The organism is Micromonospora sp. DT48 (genome assembly GCF_049844495.1).
GTDB lineage: Bacteria > Actinomycetota > Actinomycetes > Mycobacteriales > Micromonosporaceae > Micromonospora.
Genome location: NZ_JBNCLE010000002.1, coordinates 77,153 through 96,107 on the forward strand (window position 1 = coordinate 77,153; position 18,955 = coordinate 96,107).

Annotated in this window: 16 protein-coding genes; 9 read left to right on the forward strand and 7 right to left on the reverse strand. The window is 70.4% G+C overall.

Features of this window, described 5'->3' with window-relative positions:
- Positions 1-83: 83 nt before the first annotated feature.
- The 4 genes from ACLQ2S_RS00500 to ACLQ2S_RS00515 are packed head-to-tail and all read right to left on the reverse strand — an operon-like array spanning position 84 to position 3,529.
- The gene (locus ACLQ2S_RS00500) at positions 84-794 is read right to left on the reverse strand and encodes an ABC transporter permease subunit (protein WP_425700900.1); all 711 of its coding nucleotides are present in this window, start codon (positions 792-794) and stop codon (positions 84-86) included.
- Positions 794-1,741, reverse strand: a complete 948-nt coding sequence (locus ACLQ2S_RS00505) for an ABC transporter ATP-binding protein (RefSeq protein ID WP_425700901.1) — start codon at positions 1,739-1,741, stop codon at positions 794-796. Before ACLQ2S_RS00505 ends, ACLQ2S_RS00500 begins: the two co-directional genes overlap by 1 nt.
- Positions 1,738-2,622: an ABC transporter permease gene (locus ACLQ2S_RS00510; protein ID WP_155214633.1), complete on the reverse strand. Its 885-nt coding sequence runs from the start codon at positions 2,620-2,622 to the stop codon at positions 1,738-1,740. Before ACLQ2S_RS00510 ends, ACLQ2S_RS00505 begins: the two co-directional genes overlap by 4 nt.
- A complete protein-coding gene (locus ACLQ2S_RS00515; RefSeq protein ID WP_309222524.1) occupies positions 2,615-3,529 on the reverse strand; it encodes an ABC transporter ATP-binding protein in 915 nt (304 codons plus the stop codon). Before ACLQ2S_RS00515 ends, ACLQ2S_RS00510 begins: the two co-directional genes overlap by 8 nt.
- 210 nt (positions 3,530-3,739) lie before the next feature.
- On the opposite strand from ACLQ2S_RS00515, the gene ACLQ2S_RS00520 reads away from it, so the two are divergent.
- The 4 genes from ACLQ2S_RS00520 (at position 3,740) to galT (ending at position 8,931) form a co-directional block, all read left to right on the forward strand.
- The gene (locus ACLQ2S_RS00520) at positions 3,740-5,449 is read left to right on the forward strand and encodes a glycosyltransferase family 2 protein (RefSeq protein ID WP_425700902.1); all 1,710 of its coding nucleotides are present in this window, start codon (positions 3,740-3,742) and stop codon (positions 5,447-5,449) included.
- Positions 5,449-6,978: an adenylyl-sulfate kinase gene (gene cysC, locus ACLQ2S_RS00525; RefSeq protein WP_425700903.1), complete on the forward strand. Its 1,530-nt coding sequence runs from the start codon at positions 5,449-5,451 to the stop codon at positions 6,976-6,978. Before ACLQ2S_RS00520 ends, cysC begins: the two co-directional genes overlap by 1 nt.
- A 94-nt stretch (positions 6,979-7,072) precedes the next feature.
- Positions 7,073-7,855, forward strand: a complete 783-nt coding sequence (locus ACLQ2S_RS00530; RefSeq protein WP_425700904.1) for a DeoR/GlpR family DNA-binding transcription regulator — start codon at positions 7,073-7,075, stop codon at positions 7,853-7,855.
- Between the two features lie 2 nt (positions 7,856-7,857).
- The gene (galT, locus tag ACLQ2S_RS00535) at positions 7,858-8,931 is read left to right on the forward strand and encodes a galactose-1-phosphate uridylyltransferase (RefSeq protein ID WP_155214630.1); all 1,074 of its coding nucleotides are present in this window, start codon (positions 7,858-7,860) and stop codon (positions 8,929-8,931) included.
- A 364-nt stretch (positions 8,932-9,295) separates the two neighbouring features.
- On the opposite strand, the gene ACLQ2S_RS00540 is transcribed toward galT, so the two are convergent.
- The 3 genes from ACLQ2S_RS00540 to ACLQ2S_RS00550 form a co-directional block, all read right to left on the reverse strand.
- Entirely contained in the window at positions 9,296-10,513 is a 1,218-nt protein-coding gene (locus ACLQ2S_RS00540) for an NADP-dependent isocitrate dehydrogenase (RefSeq protein ID WP_155214629.1), read from the reverse strand.
- Positions 10,514-10,771: 258 nt separating this feature from the next.
- Positions 10,772-11,722, reverse strand: a complete 951-nt coding sequence (locus ACLQ2S_RS00545; RefSeq protein WP_155214628.1) for a malate dehydrogenase — start codon at positions 11,720-11,722, stop codon at positions 10,772-10,774.
- A gap of 168 nt (positions 11,723-11,890) precedes the next feature.
- Positions 11,891-12,751 (reverse strand): bifunctional methylenetetrahydrofolate dehydrogenase/methenyltetrahydrofolate cyclohydrolase, encoded by an 861-nt coding sequence (locus ACLQ2S_RS00550; protein ID WP_425700905.1) that lies wholly within the window; start codon positions 12,749-12,751, stop codon positions 11,891-11,893.
- Between the two features lie 433 nt (positions 12,752-13,184).
- Between ACLQ2S_RS00550 and ACLQ2S_RS00555 the strand changes: the two genes are divergently transcribed.
- The 5 genes from ACLQ2S_RS00555 (at position 13,185) to ACLQ2S_RS00575 (ending at position 18,895) form a co-directional block, all read left to right on the forward strand.
- Entirely contained in the window at positions 13,185-14,789 is a 1,605-nt protein-coding gene (locus tag ACLQ2S_RS00555) for a peptide ABC transporter substrate-binding protein (protein ID WP_425700906.1), read from the forward strand.
- A gap of 76 nt (positions 14,790-14,865) precedes the next feature.
- Entirely contained in the window at positions 14,866-15,804 is a 939-nt protein-coding gene (locus ACLQ2S_RS00560; RefSeq protein WP_155214625.1) for an ABC transporter permease, read from the forward strand.
- A gap of 18 nt (positions 15,805-15,822) precedes the next feature.
- On the forward strand, positions 15,823-16,779 hold the full coding sequence (locus tag ACLQ2S_RS00565; RefSeq protein WP_155214624.1) for an ABC transporter permease: 957 nt from the start codon (positions 15,823-15,825) through the stop codon (positions 16,777-16,779).
- A gap of 66 nt (positions 16,780-16,845) precedes the next feature.
- The gene (locus ACLQ2S_RS00570; RefSeq protein ID WP_309222521.1) at positions 16,846-17,883 is read left to right on the forward strand and encodes an ABC transporter ATP-binding protein; all 1,038 of its coding nucleotides are present in this window, start codon (positions 16,846-16,848) and stop codon (positions 17,881-17,883) included.
- Positions 17,867-18,895 (forward strand): ABC transporter ATP-binding protein, encoded by a 1,029-nt coding sequence (locus ACLQ2S_RS00575; protein ID WP_155214623.1) that lies wholly within the window; start codon positions 17,867-17,869, stop codon positions 18,893-18,895. The genes ACLQ2S_RS00570 and ACLQ2S_RS00575 overlap by 17 nt, the downstream gene beginning before the upstream one ends.
- The last annotated feature ends 60 nt before the right edge of the window (positions 18,896-18,955 follow it).

Consider the following 18,955-nt stretch of genomic DNA (forward strand, 5'->3'; position numbering starts at 1 on the left):
GGCCGAGCAGGCTAAGCCGCCGGCTTGTTAACAAGGGGCCCTTCCTCTACCGGAGGCGTTAATAAGGTGCCCTTCCTTGCATCTCAGCTGGTTTCGCCGGCTACCGAGAAGGAGCGGAGGCGGTCGATGGCGAGCAGGGTGGCGCCGACAATGATCAACGCGGTCATCACCGCCGCCACCGGTGCGGTGACGCTGGTGCCGAGCAGGTCGGTCGGGGCGAGCCGGTCCGCCAGGGCGATCACGTAGTGCTGGATCGAGAGCACCCGGGTGCCGCCGATCACGTTGCTGAGCAGTCCCTCCCAGATCAGCACGTAGACCAGACCGAGCAGCACCGGCCGTCGGGTGAGCAGGCTGGCCGCCACGAACAGCGCCGAGTAGGCCAGCGCACCGGCCGACGCAGCGACCGCCAGCGACAGGCCGAGGCGTGCCGAGTCGGCCAGCAAACCGGCGGCGAACAGCGGGACGGCGACGGTGACCGCCGTGACACCGGCCGCGACGGCCAGCTTCGGCAGCACGATCTGCCAGCGCGGCAGTGGCGTGGTGAGCACGTGCACCACCGTGCCGTCGTCGATCTCGGCACCGAGCACCCCGGTGCCGACGATCAGGGCGACCACTGGGAGCACCACGGCCAGCCCGAGGCCGACCAGCACCGGCGGCCCCCAGTCGGCGGGTGCCACTGCCAGCCCTCGGGCGAGGACGGCCAGGCCCACCAGCAGTAGTGGCAGCGGGAGCAGCAGTAGGAACCGGCGACGCCCGAACAGGCCGCGCGCGGTGATCCAGGTGACAGTGGACATCAGGCCTCCACCAGGTAGGAGAAGACGCTCTCCAGGGATTCGTCCTCGGGTATCAGGTGCCGAACCCGTACGCCGCGGGCCAGGGCGATCTTCGGCAGCACCCGGGTGAAGGCACCGTAGTCACCGGCCCGCACGGTCAGGCCGTCGCGACCCAACTCGACGCCGGTGACGGATGCCTCGGCCATCAGCGCGACGGCCAGCGCCCGGTCGTCGGTGGAGCGGATGGCGAAGACGTGCGGCCGGTTGGTCATCAGCCGCCGGATGGTCCGGAAGTCACCGGAGGCGGCGAGCCGACCGGCGACCATCACCTGGACGGTGCCGGAGACCTGCTCGACCTCCTCCAGGATGTGCGAGCTGAACAGGATCGTGCGGCCCTCGTCGCCGAGGGCGTGCAGCAGCTCCATCATGTGCAACCGCTGACGCGGGTCCATGCCGTTGAACGGCTCGTCGAGCAGCAGCACCTGCGGGTCGTGCACCAGCGCCGCCGCCACCCGGGTGCGCTGCCGCATGCCCTTGGAGTACGTGCCGATGCGGCGGTCCTGGGCGTCGGCCATCTCGACCAGGTCGATGGCGCGGCGGGCCGCGGCCTGCGGGTCGGGCAGCCGGTGCAGCTTCGCGGTGGCCAGCACGAACTCGTAGGCGGTGAGGAAGCTGTGCACCGCCTCCCGCTCGCTGACCAGACCGAGCCGCCGGTAGACCTCCGGGTTGCGCCAGGTCGGCCGACCGTCCAGCGTCACCCGACCCCGGGACGGGGCGAGGAACCCGGCCATCATGTGCAGCAGGGTGGTCTTGCCCGCGCCGTTCGGGCCGAGCAACCCGGTCACCCCGGGCCCGAGGCTCATGCTCACGTTGTTGACCGCGACCACGTTGCCGTACCAGCGGGAGACCCCGGCGAGGTCGAGGGTGCTGGTGGTGGCCGTCGGTGCGGTGGTGTTCGTCGTGGTCATCGTGCGGCCACCTTCTTGTAGCGGGCCAGCAGCAGGGCGACGCAGCCCGCCACCAGCGCGACGGCGGCCAGCGCGTACACCGGGCCGTAGGGTCCGAGGTCGGGGCCGGCACCCTCGGCGAGGTCGGTGATCAACAGGTCGCGCATCGCCCAGATGCCGACCCCTTGCACCAGGGTGGGCGGCGAGGCGATGCCGGACAGCTGGTTCGCCGCCTGCGAGGGCAGCACCGACAGGATGCCGACGATCGGCGTGGTCATCAGGAACACGGCGACGATCCCACCGGCGGCGAAGGCGCGCTTGCCGGTCATCGAGGCGACCAGCAGGCCGACCGAGGCGAAGACCACTGCCCACAGCCCGGCGTAGAGCAACCCCGGCAGCAGGTCGAGCAGTTCGTCCCAGACCGCGCCCATGCCGTCGGCGGTGAACGCCCCGCCGAGGAACATCAGCAGCTGCGGCGCGCCGAGCAGCAGGAACAGTGCGGTGATGAGCGCGAGCAGCTTGGCCAGCGGGTAGTCGGCCTGCGGCACGGGCCGGGAGAAGTACAGCGGCAGGACACCGGAGCGCAGGTCCCGGGAGACCAGCTCGGGCGCGGCCACCGCGACGAAGAAGATGACCAGCCAGCTCATCGCGTCGGCGAACTGGGCGTACGTCATGACCACTTCACCGATCTGGCTACGGATCGCGGTCACTGCGGCGGCCACCATCAGCACGATGCCGACCACCAGCCAGGGGAAGATCTTGGCTTTGGCGCTGCGCCCCAGCCCGAAGGCGGTCCGTACGCCGTGGATGTACATCGCGCCGAAGACGTGCCGGCGGCCGAGGCGGGGGCCGGTGTAGCGCTGGTAGCCGATGTCGTGGATGACGCCGGTCGGCTCAGACATGGCTGTTCTCCCTCCGGGCGAAGAGTTCGGCCACCCGGTGCCGACGCTGGTCCAGCCGGTGCAGCGGCAGGTCCAGCTCGGCCACCGCACCGAGGATCAGGTCGTAGGTGCGTTGGTCGGCCAGCGGCACCAGCAGCAGCCTGCCCTCCCGGCCCACCGGCAGGTTGAGCGCGGCCAGCCGGGCGGCCAGTTCCTCGGTGCCCTCGCTGACCTCGACCGCGAGCACGTCGGTCGCGGAGGTCATGGCGGCGATGTGGTCGGCCCGCAGCAGCCGCCCGCCCTCAATCGCGACCAGGGTGTCGCAGATCCGCTCGACCTCGCCGAGCAGGTGCGAGCAGACCAGTACGGAGATGCCGAACTCGGTGCCGATCCGCTGCACCAGCGCGAGCATGGCGTCCCGACCGGCCGGGTCGAGCCCGTTGGTGGGTTCGTCGAGCAGCAACAGGTCGGGGTCGTGCACCAACGCCTGGGCGAGCTTGACCCGCTGTTTCATGCCGGTGGAGTAGCCGCCCACCGGCCGGTGGCGCTCCTCGTGCAGGCCCACGTGGCGCAGCGCCTCGGAGGCACGTTCCCGGGCGACGGTGCGGGGTAGGCCGCTGATCCGACCCAGGTGGGTGACCAGTTCGGCGGCGGAGAGGTCGGGCGGCAGGCAGTCGTGCTCCGGCATGTAGCCGACCCGGGCCCGTACGGCCGCCGGGTCGGCGGTCGGGTCCAGTCCCAGCACCTGTATCCGGCCGCGGGTGGGTGTGAGCAGGCCGAGCAGCAGCTTGATCAGGGTCGACTTGCCGGCGCCGTTGGCGCCGACCAGACCGACGATCCCTGGTTCCACCGCGACCGTCAGATCGGACAGTGCGGTGACCTCGCCGCCGTAGACCTTCGTCAACGACTCGGTTGCGATCAGTGTCACGTGGTCAGCGTAGGGCCGCCGGGCGATCCACCGCGCTCCGGAACCAACCCCCGTTTCCCCTGATCCCGACGCACCCGCGCCCCCTAGGGTGGTCGGCGGCCGGTCGACCGGGCGCGGCGGACAGTCTGTCCCCGCAGGGCCGGATCCCGTGTTACACAATGGATCTCACCGTCCGCCCGGTGCGGCGGTACGCCGGGTGACGGGAGAGCCATGACCGCTGGGGCCCTCAGGGTGAGCGTGGTGGTGCCGACGTACAACCCCGGCGACGGTCTGGACCGGCTCGTCGCGTCGCTGCTGCGTCAGTCGATGCCGGCGACCGAGTTCGAGGTGATCTTCGTCGACGACGGTTCCACCGACGCCACCCCGGCCCGGCTCGACGCCTTGGCCGCCACCCATCCGCACTTCCACGTGCTGCACGTCGAGCATTCCGGTTGGCCGTCGCGCCCGCGCAATCTGGGCATGGCGCGGGCGGTCGGCGAGTACGTCCAGTTCGTCGACGACGACGACTGGCTCGCCGACGAGGCGCTGGCCCGGCTGTACGGGTACGCGGTGGACAACGGCGCGGACATCGCCATCGGCCGGATGGCCGGACACGGTCGTTCGGTGCCCCGAGACCTGTTCCGGGTCAACCGGCCCGACGCCACGCTGGCCGACGCGCCGTTGATGGAGAGCCTCACCTGCCACAAGATGTTCCGCCGGGCCTTCCTGATCGAGCACGACCTGCGGTTCCCGGAGGAGGGTCGCAAACGGCTGGAGGATCATCACCTGGTCACCCGGGCCTACCTGCTGTCCCAGCGCACCTGTGTGCTGTCCGACTACACCTGCTATCACCACTCGCGGCGGCCGGGCGGCGGCAACCTCACCGCAGCTCGGATCGAACCGGAGGGTTACTTCCGCAGCCTGCGGGAGGTCCTCGACATCGTCGACGCGCACACCGAGCCGGGACCGTTCCGGGACCGGCTGCACCAGCGCTGGTTGCGGATCGAGATGGTCCGCCGGTTGCGCGGCGATCGGCTGCGCAACGCGCCCCGCGACTGGGTCGACCGGATGGCGGCGGAGGTGGGGCGGACCATCCGGGAGCGGTTCGCGCCGGGGGTGGCCGCCGGGCTGCCGACGCTCGAACGAACCGTCGCCGGTCTGGCCGAACGGGGACGCATCGAGGATCTGTTCCGCATCGCCGAGTGGGAGGCGGGCATCCAGGCGAAGGTCCGGCTCAAGGCGTACGAGCTGACCGGCCACACGTTGACCGTCACGGTCGGCGGCCGACTCCGCGTCGGTGACCGGCCCGTCTCGTACGACCGCACCCCGGACGGTCGGGAGCTGCTGGCCCTACCGGTCGAGGAGATTCCCGCCGAGCTGGTCGACTGCTCGGACGAGTTGCTGGCGACCACCGACGAGCTGCGCCGGGCCCGGCTCGACGTGGTCGCCCGGCGGGTCGCCGACGGCGACGAGTTCTACCAGCCGGTGAGTTTCGAGGTGGACCGAGTACCACATCGCTGGGGCGGGTTGCGGCTGATGTGGCAGGGCCGGGCGACGGTCGACTTCCGCACCCTCGACGGTGGCCGTACCGAGGGCGACTGGATCCTCAAGGCGCGGCTCACCGGTTCCGGGTTCGAGGTCGACGCGAATCTGCCGCTGGCCCTGTCGTGTGCCGCCGACGGCGCTCGCCCCGTGGTCGTCGACAAGCGGCCACCACGGCCCAGGCCGGCTGCCCCGGCCCCGAGGACCGGGCCGTGGCAACGGCTGAAGGTCGCCGTGCGGCAGCGACTCGGCCAGGCCGGGTGGTCGACTCGCGGGTCGGTGGGCGGCACCCGGGGGTCGGTGGGCCGCACCGGCGGCACCGGCGGTCCCGGTGGCGCTCTCGACCGATCGGCGACCGGCTGCGAAACTGTGTGCCGGTCGCCGGAGTTGGGGGTCTGATGAGCAACGGGTGGGTGCTGCCCGACGAGGTGCTGCGGAACGCGCCGACGTACACGCCGCGTCCCGGTGAGCTCGCGGATCTCGAACTGCTGCTGATCGGCGCGTACGCGCCGTTGGCCGGCTTCATGACCCGGGCCGACCTGGTCTCGGTCAGCCGCCGGGGCCGGCTCGTGGACGGCACTGCGTGGCCGGTCGCCGTGTCCCTCCAGGTGCCCGCGACGCTGGTGCAGCAGCTCGACCTCGCCGACCCGGAGCGTCGGACGCTCGTCCTCACCGACGGTGAGGGCGCGCCGATGGCGGCCCTGGAGGTGGCCGACGCATGGCCGATCCGCGACGCGGTGGCCGGGGTCGGTGGGACGGTACGGCGGCTGGGCGACGGCGGGCACGGTCCGTTCCGGCGGTTGCGGCGTACGCCCGAGGAGATCCGGGCGTTGCTGCCGTCCGGCCGGGTGCTCGGGGTGGTCGCCGACCGCCCGCTGCACCGGCCGCAACTGGCCCAGATCGCGCACGCGGTACGCACCCTGAGCGCCCACCTGCTGGTCATGATCCCGGTGAGCGAGGACGGCACCGGTGGGCTCGCACCGGAGGCGCTGGTACGCAGCGTGTTCGCCGCCCGGGACCGGATGCCACCGGCGACGGTGGTCGCCGTGCCGTTCTCCCGGCGGCGTGACGAGATCAGCGACGCCCTGCTGTTGGCCCGGGTCTCCGCCGCGTACGGCGTCACCCATCTGCTCTCCACCGGCGAGATGCTCTCCGGGGCCGGGCTGCGGGTGCTGGTGCCCCGCGACTTGGCCTACGACAACCGGGACGGTCAGTGGCGCTGGCGCGACGACATCCCGCCCCGTAACCGGCGGCTGGCGCTGACCCAGGCGGAGATCGACGATCTGCTGGACCGAGGCTTCCCCCTGCCCGAGTGGCACACCCCTCCGGCGGTGGCGAAGGAACTGAGCCGGGCCCGGCCGCCCCGTCGGCACCGTGGCCTGGTGGTGTTCCTGACCGGGCTCTCCGGTTCCGGCAAGTCGACCGTCGCCCGGGGGCTCGCCGACACGCTGCGCGAGGCGGGCGATCGGACGGTCACCCTGCTCGACGGGGACGTGGTGCGCCGCGAGTTGACCGCCGGGTTGGGCTTCAGCAAGGCCGACCGGGACACCAACGTGCGCCGGATCGGCTGGGTCGCCGCCGAGATCGCCCGGCACCGCGGGATCGCCATCTGCTGCCCGATCGCCCCGTACGCCCACGCGCGGGCGGCTGCCCGGGAGATGGCGGTCGCGGCGGGCGTGGGGTTCGTGTTGGTGCACGTCGCCACCCCGCTGGAGGTCTGCGAGCAGCGCGACCGTAAGGGCCTGTACGCCCGCGCCCGGGCCGGGCTGCTCACCGGGATGACCGGCATCGACGACCCGTACGAGGAGCCGACCGACGCCGATCTGGTGCTGGACACCACGGATCTCACCGTCGACGAAGCGGTGCAGCGGGTGCTGCACCAGCTGACCGAGACCGGTTGGGTGGAGCCCCGCCTGCCCACGCTCTGATATCCGGGCACCCGCTGCTCGCGATGTTCGACCCTGAGCACTAGTGTTTGTTTCTGTTAGAAGGTGTGCGCTCATGTGAGGCGGGAGGGGTCGGGTGCTCGCGCAGCAGCGCCACGCGGCGATCCTCGACCGGGTCCGCGTGACCGGCGGGGTACGCGTCGGCGACCTGGCCGCCGAGTTCGGCGTCTCCGAGATGACCATCCGCCGCGACCTCGATCTGCTGCACGAGCGTGGCCTGCTCGCCAAGGTGCACGGCGGCGCGACCGTCGCCGGTGCCACCGACGAGCCGGGTTTCCGGGCGAAGTCGGTGCGCCAGCAGGCCGAGAAGGCAGCGATCGCGGCGCACGCCGCCCGGCTGGTCCGGCCCGGGGCGGCGATCGCGCTCTCCGCCGGCACCACCACCGCCGAGTTGGCCCGGCAGTTGGTCGACGTGCCGGCCCTGACCGTGGTGACCAACTCGCTGCCGGTGGCCGACATCCTGCACGAGCGGGGCCGCGCCGACCAGACGGTGGTGCTGACCGGCGGGGTACGCACCCGCTCCGCCGCCCTGGTCGGGCCGGTGGCCGTCGGCGCCGTCCGCACCCTGCACCTGGACCTGCTCTTCCTCGGCGTGCACGGGATCACCGAACGGACCGGTTTCACCACGCCGAACCTGACCGAGGCCGAGACGAACCGGGCGCTGGTCACGGCGGCGGACCGGCTGGTGGTGTTGGCCGACCACACCAAGTGGGGCACGGTCGGGATCTCGGCCATCACCGACCTGAGCACGGCCGACGTGCTGATCACCGACGACCGGTTGACACCGCAGGCGCGACAACTGCTCACCGACCGGGTCGGCGAGCTGATCGTCGTACCGGTGACCCGAGACGGGACATGACGATGAAGCGTACGGCGATCACCCTGGCCGACGGCCGCGAACTGATCTACTTCGACGAGCGCGACGACGCCGTCCGGGACCAGCCGGACCGACGCCGGTTGCCGTCTCCCCCGCCCGCCTCCCAACTGCGCTACGACCCGCTCACCGACGAGTGGGTGGCGTTGGCGGTGCATCGGCAGACCAGGACCTTCCTACCGCCGGCCGACCAGTGCCCGCTCTGTCCCTCGACGGAGGACCGGTTCAGCGAGATCCCGGCCCCGGAATACGCGGTCGCGGTCTTCGAGAACCGGTTCCCGGCGCTGAGCGAGCGGGTGGTCGCGGAGCCGGCGGCGATCACCCCGTTCACCCCGGCCCGACCGGGGCAGGGACGCTGCGAGGTGGTCTGCTTCACCGACGATCACGACGCCTCCTTCGCCGCGCTGCCACCGAGCCGGGTACGTACCGTGTTGGACGCGCTGGCCGACCGGACCACGGTGCTCAGCGGGCTGCCCGGTGTCGAGCAGGTGTTCTGCTTCGAGAACCGGGGCGTGGAGATCGGGGTGACGCTGCACCACCCGCACGGGCAGATCTACGCGTACCCGTTCGTCACGCCGCGCACCCGGTCGCTGCTGGGCGCGGCCCGTCGGCACGCCGAGCGCACCGGCGGCAACCTCTACGCCGACGTGCTCGCCGCCGAGCGGGCCAGCGGCGAGCGGGTGGTGGCGACCAACCAACACTGGACGGCGTACGTCCCGGCGGCGGCCCGGTGGCCGTTCGAGGTGCACGTCGCGCCGCATCGGGTGGTACCCGACATCCCGGCGTTGACCGACCCGGAACGCGACGCCTTCGGACCGCTCTACCTGGACCTGCTGCGCCGCTTCGACAGGTTGTTCGACTCGCCCATGCCCTACATCGCCGCCTGGCACCAGGCACCGGTACGCGTCGATCGCGAGCTGGGGTTCCTGCACCTGCAACTGTTCAGCGTCCGGCGGGCGGCGGACAAGCTGAAATACCTGGCCGGCTCGGAGTCGGCGATGGGGGTCTTCATCAACGACATCGCGCCGGAGCGGGCCGCCGAGCTGTTGCGCACGGCGTGACGCGGAGCCGCGCAAGCCGACCCCGGACAGCAGGGCGCGGGGGGCCCGGGACAGGGCCCCCCGCGGGGAAGGGACGGCTGGCTGTACTCGACAGCCGGGAAGGCTGGCTGCTGGGCACGCGCGCCGCGCGGTGGCGACGGTCAACCTTCCAGGACGGGACTGGCATCTCGTCCACCCAGGTCAACGAGGCGCGCCGGGCGAAGTGACGCCACCTGGCGCGTCCCGGCACGACACGCCGCTGGTTCGCGTACCGGAGACACCGAGCCCGCCGGCACTCGGCCGGCGGGCTCGGAGACCACGGCGCATCACACGCGGGCGACGGCTGGGCGGGTGGCCGTGAGGTGCCCGCCCGTGCCGGTCCGACTCAGGCGGCGAGGCGACGCGCCAGGTTCTCGTCGAGGGTGTTCATGAACTCGTCGGTGGTCTGCCACGGAGCGTCCCGCGAGATGAGCAGCGCGAGGTCCTTGGTCATCTGGCCGCTCTCGACGGTGTCGACGATGACCTGCTCCAGGGTGTTGGCGAACTCGGTGACCGCCGGGGTGCCGTCCAGCTTGCCCCGGTGGGCCAGGCCACGGGTCCAGGCGTAGATCGAGGCGATCGGGTTGGTCGAGGTCTTCTCGCCCTTCTGCCACTGCCGGTAGTGCCGGGTGACCGTGCCGTGTGCGGCCTCGGCCTCGACGGTGCGCCCGTCGGGCGAGAGCAGGACCGAGGTCATCAGGCCGAGCGAGCCGAAGCCCTGCGCCACGGTGTCGGACTGCACGTCACCGTCGTAGTTCTTGCAGGCCCAGACGTAGCCACCCTCCCACTTGAGCGCGGCGGCGACCATGTCGTCGATGAGCCGGTGCTCGTAGGTGAGGCCGGCGGCGTCGAACTCGGCCTTGAACTCGTTCTCGAACACCTCGGCGAAGATGTCCTTGAACCGGCCGTCGTACGCCTTGAGGATGGTGTTCTTGGTCGACATGTAGACCGGGTAGTTACGGTCCAGGCCGTAGCGGAACGAGGCCCGGGCGAAGTCCCGGATCGACTCGTCGAAGTTGTACATGCCCATCGCGATGCCGCCGCCGGGGAAGTTGGCGACCTCCATCTCGACCGGCTGCGAGCCGTCGGCGGGCGTGTAGGTGATGGTCACCGTGCCCGGGCCGGGGACCACGAAGTCGGTGGCCTTGTACTGGTCGCCGTGAGCGTGCCGGCCGATGATGATCGGCTTGGTCCAGCCGGGGACGAGTCGCGGCACGTTGGACATGATGATCGGCTCGCGGAAGACGACGCCGCCGAGGATGTTGCGGATGGTGCCGTTCGGCGACCGCCACATCTTCTTCAGGCCGAACTCCTCCACCCGCGCCTCGTCCGGGGTGATGGTGGCGCACTTGACGCCGACGCCGTGCTCCTTGATGGCATTGGCGGCGTCGATGGTGACCTGGTCGTCGGTCGCGTCGCGGTGCTGGATCGAGAGGTCGTAGTAGTGCAGGTCGACGTCGAGGTAGGGCAGGATCAGCTGCTCCCGGATCTGCTTCCAGATGATCCGGGTCATCTCGTCGCCGTCGAGCTCCACGACCGGGTTGTTTACCTTGATCTTCGCCATCGGCCGGCGCTCCTCTCAGGGGACATGCTCAAGCAGTACGAGCGTACTGGATCGGCTCGGACAAGGAACGCCGCGCCCACCGGTCGGCCCGTACCGGCAGGCCGGAGGCACCGCCACGGGTGGGCCGGCGAAGCAATACCCCACCGGGGCCGACGCACACCAGCGGGAGGCGGTCAGCGGCGCGGACCGTGCCCCGGCCGGGCGCAACGCCGAGCGCCCCACGACCGCGAGTCGTGGGGCGCTCGGCAGGGAGTGGAATCACATGTTGGCGACGTCGGCCTGCTTGGCGCGGACGGCCTCGGCGGCCTCCTTGAGCGCGGCCAGCTCGTCGGCGTCGAGGTCGGTCTCCACCACGCGCTTGACGCCCTGGGCGCCGATCTCGGCCTCCACGCCGAGGTAGACCCCGGAGATGCCGTACTCGCCGTCGACCCAGGCGCAGACCGGCATGACCTCGCCGGAGTCCTCCGCGACGGCCTTCGCCATCCGGGCCGCCGCCGCCGACGGGGCGTAGTACGCCGACCCCGTCTTCAGCAGCGCCACCACCTCGGCGCCACCGTTGCGGGTACGCACGACCAGGTCCTCGATCTGCTCGGCCGGCATGACCTCGCGCAGCGGCTTGCCGTCGACCGTGCTCTTGGACGGCACCGGAACCATGGTGTCGCCGTGCGAGCCGAGGGTCAGGGTGCGTACCGACTTCACCGGTACGTCCAGCGCCTCCGCCACGAAGTTGGTGAACCGGGCGGTGTCCAGCATGCCGGCCTGGCCGAGCACCCGGTTACGCGGGAACTGGGTCGCGATCTGGGCCAGCGCGGTCATCTCGTCGAGCGGGTTGGAGACCACGATGACGACGGCGTTCGGGGCGTACTTGGCCACGTTCTCGGCGACCTGACGCACGATCTTGGCGTTGGTCTCCAGCAGGTCCATCCGGCTCATCCCGGGCTTGCGCGGCAGACCGGCGGTGATGACCACCACGTCCGAGCCCTCGATGCTCTCGTAGCCCTCACCGTTCGGACCGGTCGTGACGCCGACGACCTTGGTCTCGAAGCCCTCCACAGCACGCGACTGGTTGAGGTCGAGGGCGATGCCTGCGGGCTTGCCCTCGATGATGTCGGTGATCACGACGGTGTCGAAGACGTCGTACTCGGCCAGGCGCTGCGCGGTGGTGGAGCCGTAGAAGCCGGCCCCGACGACAGTGACCTTCTTACCCATGGTCGTCCCACTCCCTGATACCAGTCGGTTTTCCGGACCGTATCAGCCATCCTGGCACCGAGCGGTCCAGGGGCGGACGGTTATGAGCACTCCGGGGTTTTCGTACCCGGGACGGAGGATGCTCTTGACCGGGTTCGGCGGTACGCGCGTGACCGGCCCGTGGCGCGCTCAGCCGCGTTCGGCCCGCTCCACCACGTTGGTGAGCAGCATGGCGCGGGTCATCGGCCCGACCCCGCCCGGCATCGGCACCAGCTTGCCGGCCACCTCGGCGACCTGCGGATCCACGTCGCCGGTGTAGCGGCCCTTGCCGTCCGGGCCGATCACCCGGGTGATGCCCACGTCGACCACGACGGCACCGGGCTCGACCATGTCCGTGGTGAGCAGGCCGGGCACTCCGGCCGCCACGATGACGATGTCCGCGTCCCGGGTGTGCGCGGCCAGGTCGAGGGTGCCGGTGTGGCAGAGGGTGACGGTGGCGTTCTCGCTGCGCCGCGTCAGCAGGAGCCCCAGCGGTCGGCCTACCGTGTTGCCCCGGCCCACCACCACCACGTTGGCGCCCCGCAGCGGCACGTCGTGCCGGCGGAGCAGCTCCACGATGCCGCGCGGGGTGCACGGCAGGGGCCCGTCGTAGCCGAGCACCAGCCGACCCAGGTTGACCGGGTGCAGGCCGTCGGCGTCCTTGTCCGGGTCGATCAGTTCCAGCACCCGCTGGGTGTCCAGGTGCGCCGGCAACGGCAGTTGGACGATGTAGCCGTGGCAGGCCGGGTCCGCGTTCAGCTCGGCGAGGACCCGGTCGACCTGCTCCTGGCTGGCGTCGGCCGGCAACTCCCGGCGGATCGAGGCGATGCCGACCTCGGCGCAGTCCCGGTGCTTGCCGTTGACGTACGCCTGGGAGCCGGGATCGGACCCGACCAGCACCGTGCCGAGCCCCGGCACGGTGCCCCGTTCCGCCAGCGCCTTGACCCGCGCCCGCAGCTCGTCCTTGATCTCGGCCGCGGTCGCCTTGCCATCCAGAAGCGTCGCCGTCACGAGCAGATCGTCTCACGCCCGTCGCCGTCGGCTCCCCCGACCTCGCCGACCTCGCCCATCCAGTCAGTGAGATTACTTTGCGTGAGGTGTTCTTTGTCACCCAGCGTGACGAGTTGTGGAGTGCCACACAGCGAGACCGGACAGCCAGGCACGAACGATCGCATTACGGCGATCATGACAGCCGGGTGACCAGGCGACCGGATTGCATCGCCGGCATTCAAAGCCGATAGCATCTCCGCACGTCAGAGCGGCATAACAGCCGCTTCTCGTAGCACGCGCACACCAGCCCGACAAGGCGGGGGTGGCGTTCTGTTACCCCTTCGCAACCGCTACGTTGCCGAGTCGCGGCACACGACCTACCGTTGCCGGTCGTTGCGCAGCGTCACCCAATGCCGGGCCCGACTGCGCAGCGTAATGGAGATGAGGAGGCTAGATGCGTGTTCGTAGGCTCGCTGCCTGGACCGCCCTCCCGCTCGCGGTGACCCTGGGCCTGGTGGCCTGCGGCTCGGGCGGCGACGGTGGATCCGGCGAGAGCGACCCCAACGCGGCCGTGCGGATCGAGATCGCCGAGCCGCAGCACCTGGTGCCGACCAACACCAACGAGACAAGCGGCTCCCAGGTGCTCTCCGCCCTGTTCAGCCCGCTGGTGGACTACGACGAGGCCCACAAGCCGTACGAGGTGGCGGCCGAGTCGATCACGTCCGAGGACAACACCACCTGGACGATCAAGCTCAAGGACGGCTACACCTTCCACAACGGCGAGGCGGTCACCGCCGAGAACTACATCGACGCGTGGAACTACGGCGCGTACGCGCCGAACGGCCAGAACTCCAGCTACTTCTTCGAGAAGATCGCCGGCTACGACGACCTCCAGGGCGACAGCCCGAAGGCCGAGACGCTCAGCGGGCTGAAGAAGGTCGACGACCTGACCTTCACCGTCACGCTGTCGCAGCCGTACAGCGAGTTCAAGGCGATGCTCGGCTACACCGCCTTCTACCCGCTGCCCAAGGCCGCCTTCTCCGCACCCGGCGAGCTGGCCGAGGGCTACGAGCAGGCGCCGATCGGCCAGGGCCCGTTCAAGATGAAGGGCACCTGGCAGCACGACGCCAAGGTCGAGGTCGAGCGGTACGACGCCTTCCCCGGCGAGCAGCCGAAGGTGGCCGGCGTCGAGTTCCGGATCTACCAGCAGCTGACCGCCGCGTACGCGGACGTGCTGTCGGACAACCTCGACGTGATCAAGACCATTCCGACGGAGAACCTCTCCACCGCCGGCACCGACCTGGGCGACCGGTTCCAGCAGAGCCCGGCGTCGTCGCTGCACTTCCTGGCGTTCCCCACCTTCCAGGAGGAGTTCAGCAACCCGGACGTGCGTAAGGCCATCTCGATGGCGATCGACCGCGAGGAGATCACTCGGTCGATCTTCAAGGACTCGCAGCAGCCGGCCCGCTCGTTCGTCTCCCCTGCCGTCGCCGGCTACCGGGAGAACACCGTCGGCGCCTCGGGCGAGTTCGACCCGGCCAAGGCCAAGACGCTCTACCAGGCCGCAGGCGGCCCGTCGAAGATCACCCTGTCCTACAACGGCGACGGTGGCCACAAGGACTGGATCGACGCCACCTGCAACCAGCTCAAGGCCAACCTGGGCGTGGACTGCGTCGGCACCGCCGAGCCCAAGTTCGCCGACCTGCTGACGAAGGTCAAGGCCAAGCAGCCGGTGGGTCTGTTCCGGATGGGCTGGGTCATGGACTACCCGTCCATGGAGAACTACCTGGGCCCGCTGTACAGCACCAACGGCTCGTCGAACTACTACGGCTACAGCAACCCGGACTTCGACCGCCTGCTCGCCGAGGGCGCCAGCGCCCCCGACGAGGAAGCCGCGATCAAGAAGTACCAGGAGGCCGAGGACCTGCTGGCCGAGGACCTGCCGGTCGTGCCGCTGCGGTTCGGCCAGAACAACTTCGGTCACTCGACCAAGGTCAAGAACGTCGAGATGGACCTCTTCGACCGGATCGACCTGATCAAGATCGAAGCCATCAAGTAACAACTCACGCGAGCGGGTCGGGTCAAGGTGACCCGACCCGCCACGCGGTTCGCACCTCTTCAGAGAGACTGCCGGTATGTTCCGCTTCATCGTGCGGCGTCTGCTCCAGATGGTCCTGGCGTTCTTCGGGACCACGCTGATCGTCTACGCACTGATGTTCGCCGGGCAGGGTGACCCGATCCAGGCCCTCGCCGGTGAACGCCCGGTCACCGCCGCACAGCGGGCCTACCTCACGGAGAAGTACCACCTCGACGCCACCGGGGTCGGTGGCTTCTTCTACCGGTACTTCGACTACATCTCGAACCTGCTCCGCGGCGACCTGGGCGAGTCGCTCACCGGGCGGTCGATCGGCGACATCCTCGCCGCCGCCTGGCCCGTCACCATCAAGCTGGCCCTGATCGCCATCGCGGTCGCGGTCGTCTTCGGCGTCACCGCGGGCGTGCTCGCCGGCATCCGGCGGGCCAGCATCTTCGACAACGCCACCCTGCTGCTCACCCTGCTGGTGCTCGGTATCCCCACCATCGTGCTCGCCCCGCTCGCGCAGTACTTCCTGGGCGTCAAGTGGCAACTCTTCCCACCCACCGCCGGTGCCGACCCGGACTTCTTCGCACTGCTGCTACCGGGCATCGTGCTCGGGTCGCTCTCGCTGGCCACCGCACTGCGGCTGACCCGTACCTCGGTGGCCGAGAACCTACGCGCCGACTACGTACGCACCGCGCGGTCGAAGGGCCTGCCGAATCGGCGAGTGGTCAGCGTGCACGTGCTGCGCAACTCGCTCATCCCGGTGATCACGTTCCTCGGGGTCGAGGTAGGCAACCTGATGAGCGGCGCGATCATCACCGAAGGGGTGTTCAACATCCCCGGCGTCGGCTTCAACCTCTTCCGGGGCATCCGCACCGAGGACGGCCCACTGGTGGTGGGCATCGTCAGCGTGCTCGTCGTGGTCTACCTGGTCTCCAACCTGGTGGTGGACATCCTGTACGCCGTGCTGGACCCGAGGATCCGCTATGAGTGAGCGCAGCGAGGTGCGGTCATGAGTGACTTCGAGACGGTGGCGGCGTCGGAGAACCAGGCCGCCCGGCGCGGCCCCGCCGGGGAACCGGGTGCGCCGAACCAGGTGGGTCGGCCCGGCAAGCCGCGCAGTCTGGCCGGCGACGCCTGGCGCGACCTGCGCCGCAAGCCGATCTTCTGGATCAGCCTGGTCCTGGTGCTCCTGGTCACCGCGATGGCCGCCGTGCCGGGCCTGTTCACCAGCAACGACCCCAGCGACTGCGTACTGTCCCGACAACACGCCGCGCCCTCCGGCGGTGCCATCTTCGGCTACGACTTCCAGGGCTGCGACACGTACGCCCGAGCGGTCTACGGCGCTCGCGCGTCGCTGCTGGTCGGCGCGCTCTCGGCCCTGTTCACCGGCCTGATCGCGCTGCTCGTGGGAATGCTCGCCGGATTCTTCGGCGGCTGGGTCGACGCGGTGCTCTCCCGGGTGATCGACATCGTCCTCGGCATCCCCCTGCTGCTGGCCGCGATCGTCCTGCTCAAGCGGGTCGGCAGCGACAGCTCCACGGTCCGCGTCGCCGCGGTCATCTTCGTGCTGGCGGTGCTCGGCTGGACCACCGCCGCCCGGGTGGTCCGCTCCTCGGTGATCACCGCCCGGGAGCAGGACTACGTGGCCGCGGCGCGGATGCTCGGGGCCGGTAACGGCCGCATCATGTGGCGGCACATCCTGCCGAACGCGCTCGCCCCGGCCATCGTGGTGCTGACCATCGCGCTCGGCTCGTTCATCGCCGCCGAGGCGACGCTGTCGTTCCTCGGCATCGGGCTGCGGGAGCCGACCATCTCCTGGGGCATCGAAATCAACAACGGTCGGGTGCACATGCGGGAGTCGGCGACCCCACTGGTGGTCCCGTCGACCTTCCTGGCCCTGACCGTACTGGCCTTCATCATGCTCGGCGACGCGATCCGCGACGCCTTCGACCCGAAGCTCAGGTGAGGCGGTCGTGCGAGCGCGAGGAGTGAGCGCAGCGAGCCCCGCCGCCGCGAGCGAAAGGCAGGCACCGTGAGTCAGAACGCCGTCCGGCCGACGCCGGCCTCGCCCACCCCACCCGGCGGACACCTGCTGGAGGTACGCGACCTGCACGTCGAGTTCCGCACCGGCGAGGGTGTGGCCAAGGTGATCAACGGGGTCAGCTATCACCTGGACCCGGGTGAGACGCTGGCCGTGCTGGGCGAGTCCGGGTCCGGCAAGTCGGTCACCGCCCAGGCCATCGTGGGCATCCTGGACACCCCGCCGGCGCACGTCAGCTCCGGCGAGATCCGCTACCAGGGCCAGGACCTGTTGCGTCTACCGGAGGCGCAACGCCGGCAGATCCGGGGCAGGGAGATCGCGATGATCTTCCAGGACGCCCTCTCCGCGTTGAATCCGGTCTTCCCGGTCGGCTGGCAGATCGGTGAGACGCTGCGCCAGCGCCTCGGCATGTCCCGCGCGGACGCCCGTCGTCGCTCGGTGGAGCTGATGGACCTGGTGCAGATCCCGGCGGCGGCCAAACGGCTCGGCGACTACCCGCACCAGTTCTCCGGCGGTATGCGGCAGCGGGTGATGATCGCGATGGCCCTGGCGATGGAGCCGAAGGTGCTCATCGCCGACGAGCCCACCACCGCGCTGGACGTCACCGTGCAGGCACAGATCATGGACCTCCTCGCCGACCTGCGGCGGGACCTGGACATGGCGATGATCCTGATCACCCACGACCTCGGCGTGGTCGCCGACGTCGCGGACCGGATCGCGGTCATGTACGCGGGCCGGATCGTCGAGCACGCCGACGTCCGGTCGCTGTACCGGGCGCCGGCCCACCCGTACACCAAGGGGTTGCTGGAATCGATTCCGCGCCTGGACCAGCGGGGCGGGAAGCTGTCCACCATCCGAGGGCTCCCACCCAACCTGATGCGCATCCCCAGCGGCTGCCCCTTCCACCCCCGGTGCCCGTACGTGCAGCAGGTCTGCGTGGATGTCGTGCCGCACGACCTGGTCCTCGGCGACGGCCGGACCAGCGCGTGCCATTTCGCCCAGGAGGTACGTGATGACCGCGCCGGCTAGCCCCACCACGGTGCGCGGCGAGACCCTCCTCGACGTCAACCACGTGGTCAAGCACTTTCCGATCACGCAGGGTGTGCTGTTCAAGAAGAAGGTCGGTGCGGTCAAGGCCGTCGACGGGGTGAGCTTCCAGCTCCGCCGGGGCGAGACGCTGGGCATCGTCGGCGAGTCGGGTTGCGGCAAGTCCACCCTGGCCCGGCTGCTGATGCGGCTGGAGCAGCCCACCGCCGGCCGCGCCAGGCTGGCCGGCCGGGACCTGTTCGCCGCCTCCGGCGGCGAGCTGCGCCGCATCCGGCGCAACATGCAGATGGTCATGCAGGACCCGTACACCTCGCTGAACCCACGGATGACCGTCGGCGACATCATCGGCGAACCGTTCGACATCCATCCGGAGGCGGCCCCGAAGGGCAGCCGCCAGCGCCGCGTGCAGGAACTGCTCGACGTGGTCGGGTTGAACCCGGAGCACATCAACCGCTATCCGCACCAGTTCTCCGGCGGCCAGCGGCAGCGCATCGGCATCGCCCGGGCGTTGGCGCTGCGGCCCGAGGTGATCGTCTGCGACGAGCCGGTCTCCGCGCTGGACGTCTCCATCCAGGCGCAGGTGATCAACCTGCTGGAGGAGCTGCAGGACGAACTGGGCCTGTCCTACATCTTCATCGCGCACGACCTGTCGGTGGTGCGGCACATCTCCGACCGGATCGCGGTGATGTACCTGGGCCGGATCGTGGAGATCGGCACCGAGGAGGAGATCTACGAGCGGGCCACCCACCCGTACACCCAGGCGCTGCTCTCCGCGGCGCCGGTGCCGGACCCGGATGCCCGGGAGCACCGCAGCATCATCCGGCTGCGCGGTGACGTGCCCAGCCCGGCCGACCCGCCCAGCGGCTGCCACTTCCGGACCCGCTGTTGGAAGGCTCAGGAGATCTGCGCCGTCCAGGACCCGCAGACGGTGCTGCGCGCCGCCGACCCCCACCCGTCTGCCTGCCACTTCGCCGAGCTACGCCCGGGGCCGTGAGGGCGACCTCGCTCCGTAGTGGACACCGCTGTGTCGATCCTTTGTGGAAGACGCAACCGA

What these genes read in the sequence shown, in the direction of transcription:
- ACLQ2S_RS00500 (WP_425700900.1), bottom strand. Translation starts at nt 794, where the DNA reads ATGTCCACTGTCACCTGGATCACCGCGCGCGGCCTGTTCGGGCGTCGC.
- ACLQ2S_RS00505 (WP_425700901.1), bottom strand. Translation starts at nt 1,741, where the DNA reads ATGACCACGACGAACACCACCGCACCGACGGCCACCACCAGCACCCTC.
- ACLQ2S_RS00510 (WP_155214633.1), bottom strand. Translation starts at nt 2,622, where the DNA reads ATGTCTGAGCCGACCGGCGTCATCCACGACATCGGCTACCAGCGCTAC.
- ACLQ2S_RS00520 (WP_425700902.1), top strand. Translation starts at nt 3,740, where the DNA reads ATGACCGCTGGGGCCCTCAGGGTGAGCGTGGTGGTGCCGACGTACAAC.
- cysC (WP_425700903.1), top strand. Translation starts at nt 5,449, where the DNA reads ATGAGCAACGGGTGGGTGCTGCCCGACGAGGTGCTGCGGAACGCGCCG.
- galT (WP_155214630.1), top strand. Translation starts at nt 7,858, where the DNA reads ATGAAGCGTACGGCGATCACCCTGGCCGACGGCCGCGAACTGATCTAC.
- ACLQ2S_RS00540 (WP_155214629.1), bottom strand. Translation starts at nt 10,513, where the DNA reads ATGGCGAAGATCAAGGTAAACAACCCGGTCGTGGAGCTCGACGGCGAC.
- ACLQ2S_RS00545 (WP_155214628.1), bottom strand. Translation starts at nt 11,722, where the DNA reads ATGGGTAAGAAGGTCACTGTCGTCGGGGCCGGCTTCTACGGCTCCACC.
- ACLQ2S_RS00555 (WP_425700906.1), top strand. Translation starts at nt 13,185, where the DNA reads ATGCGTGTTCGTAGGCTCGCTGCCTGGACCGCCCTCCCGCTCGCGGTG.
- ACLQ2S_RS00560 (WP_155214625.1), top strand. Translation starts at nt 14,866, where the DNA reads ATGTTCCGCTTCATCGTGCGGCGTCTGCTCCAGATGGTCCTGGCGTTC.
- ACLQ2S_RS00565 (WP_155214624.1), top strand. Translation starts at nt 15,823, where the DNA reads ATGAGTGACTTCGAGACGGTGGCGGCGTCGGAGAACCAGGCCGCCCGG.
- ACLQ2S_RS00575 (WP_155214623.1), top strand. Translation starts at nt 17,867, where the DNA reads ATGACCGCGCCGGCTAGCCCCACCACGGTGCGCGGCGAGACCCTCCTC.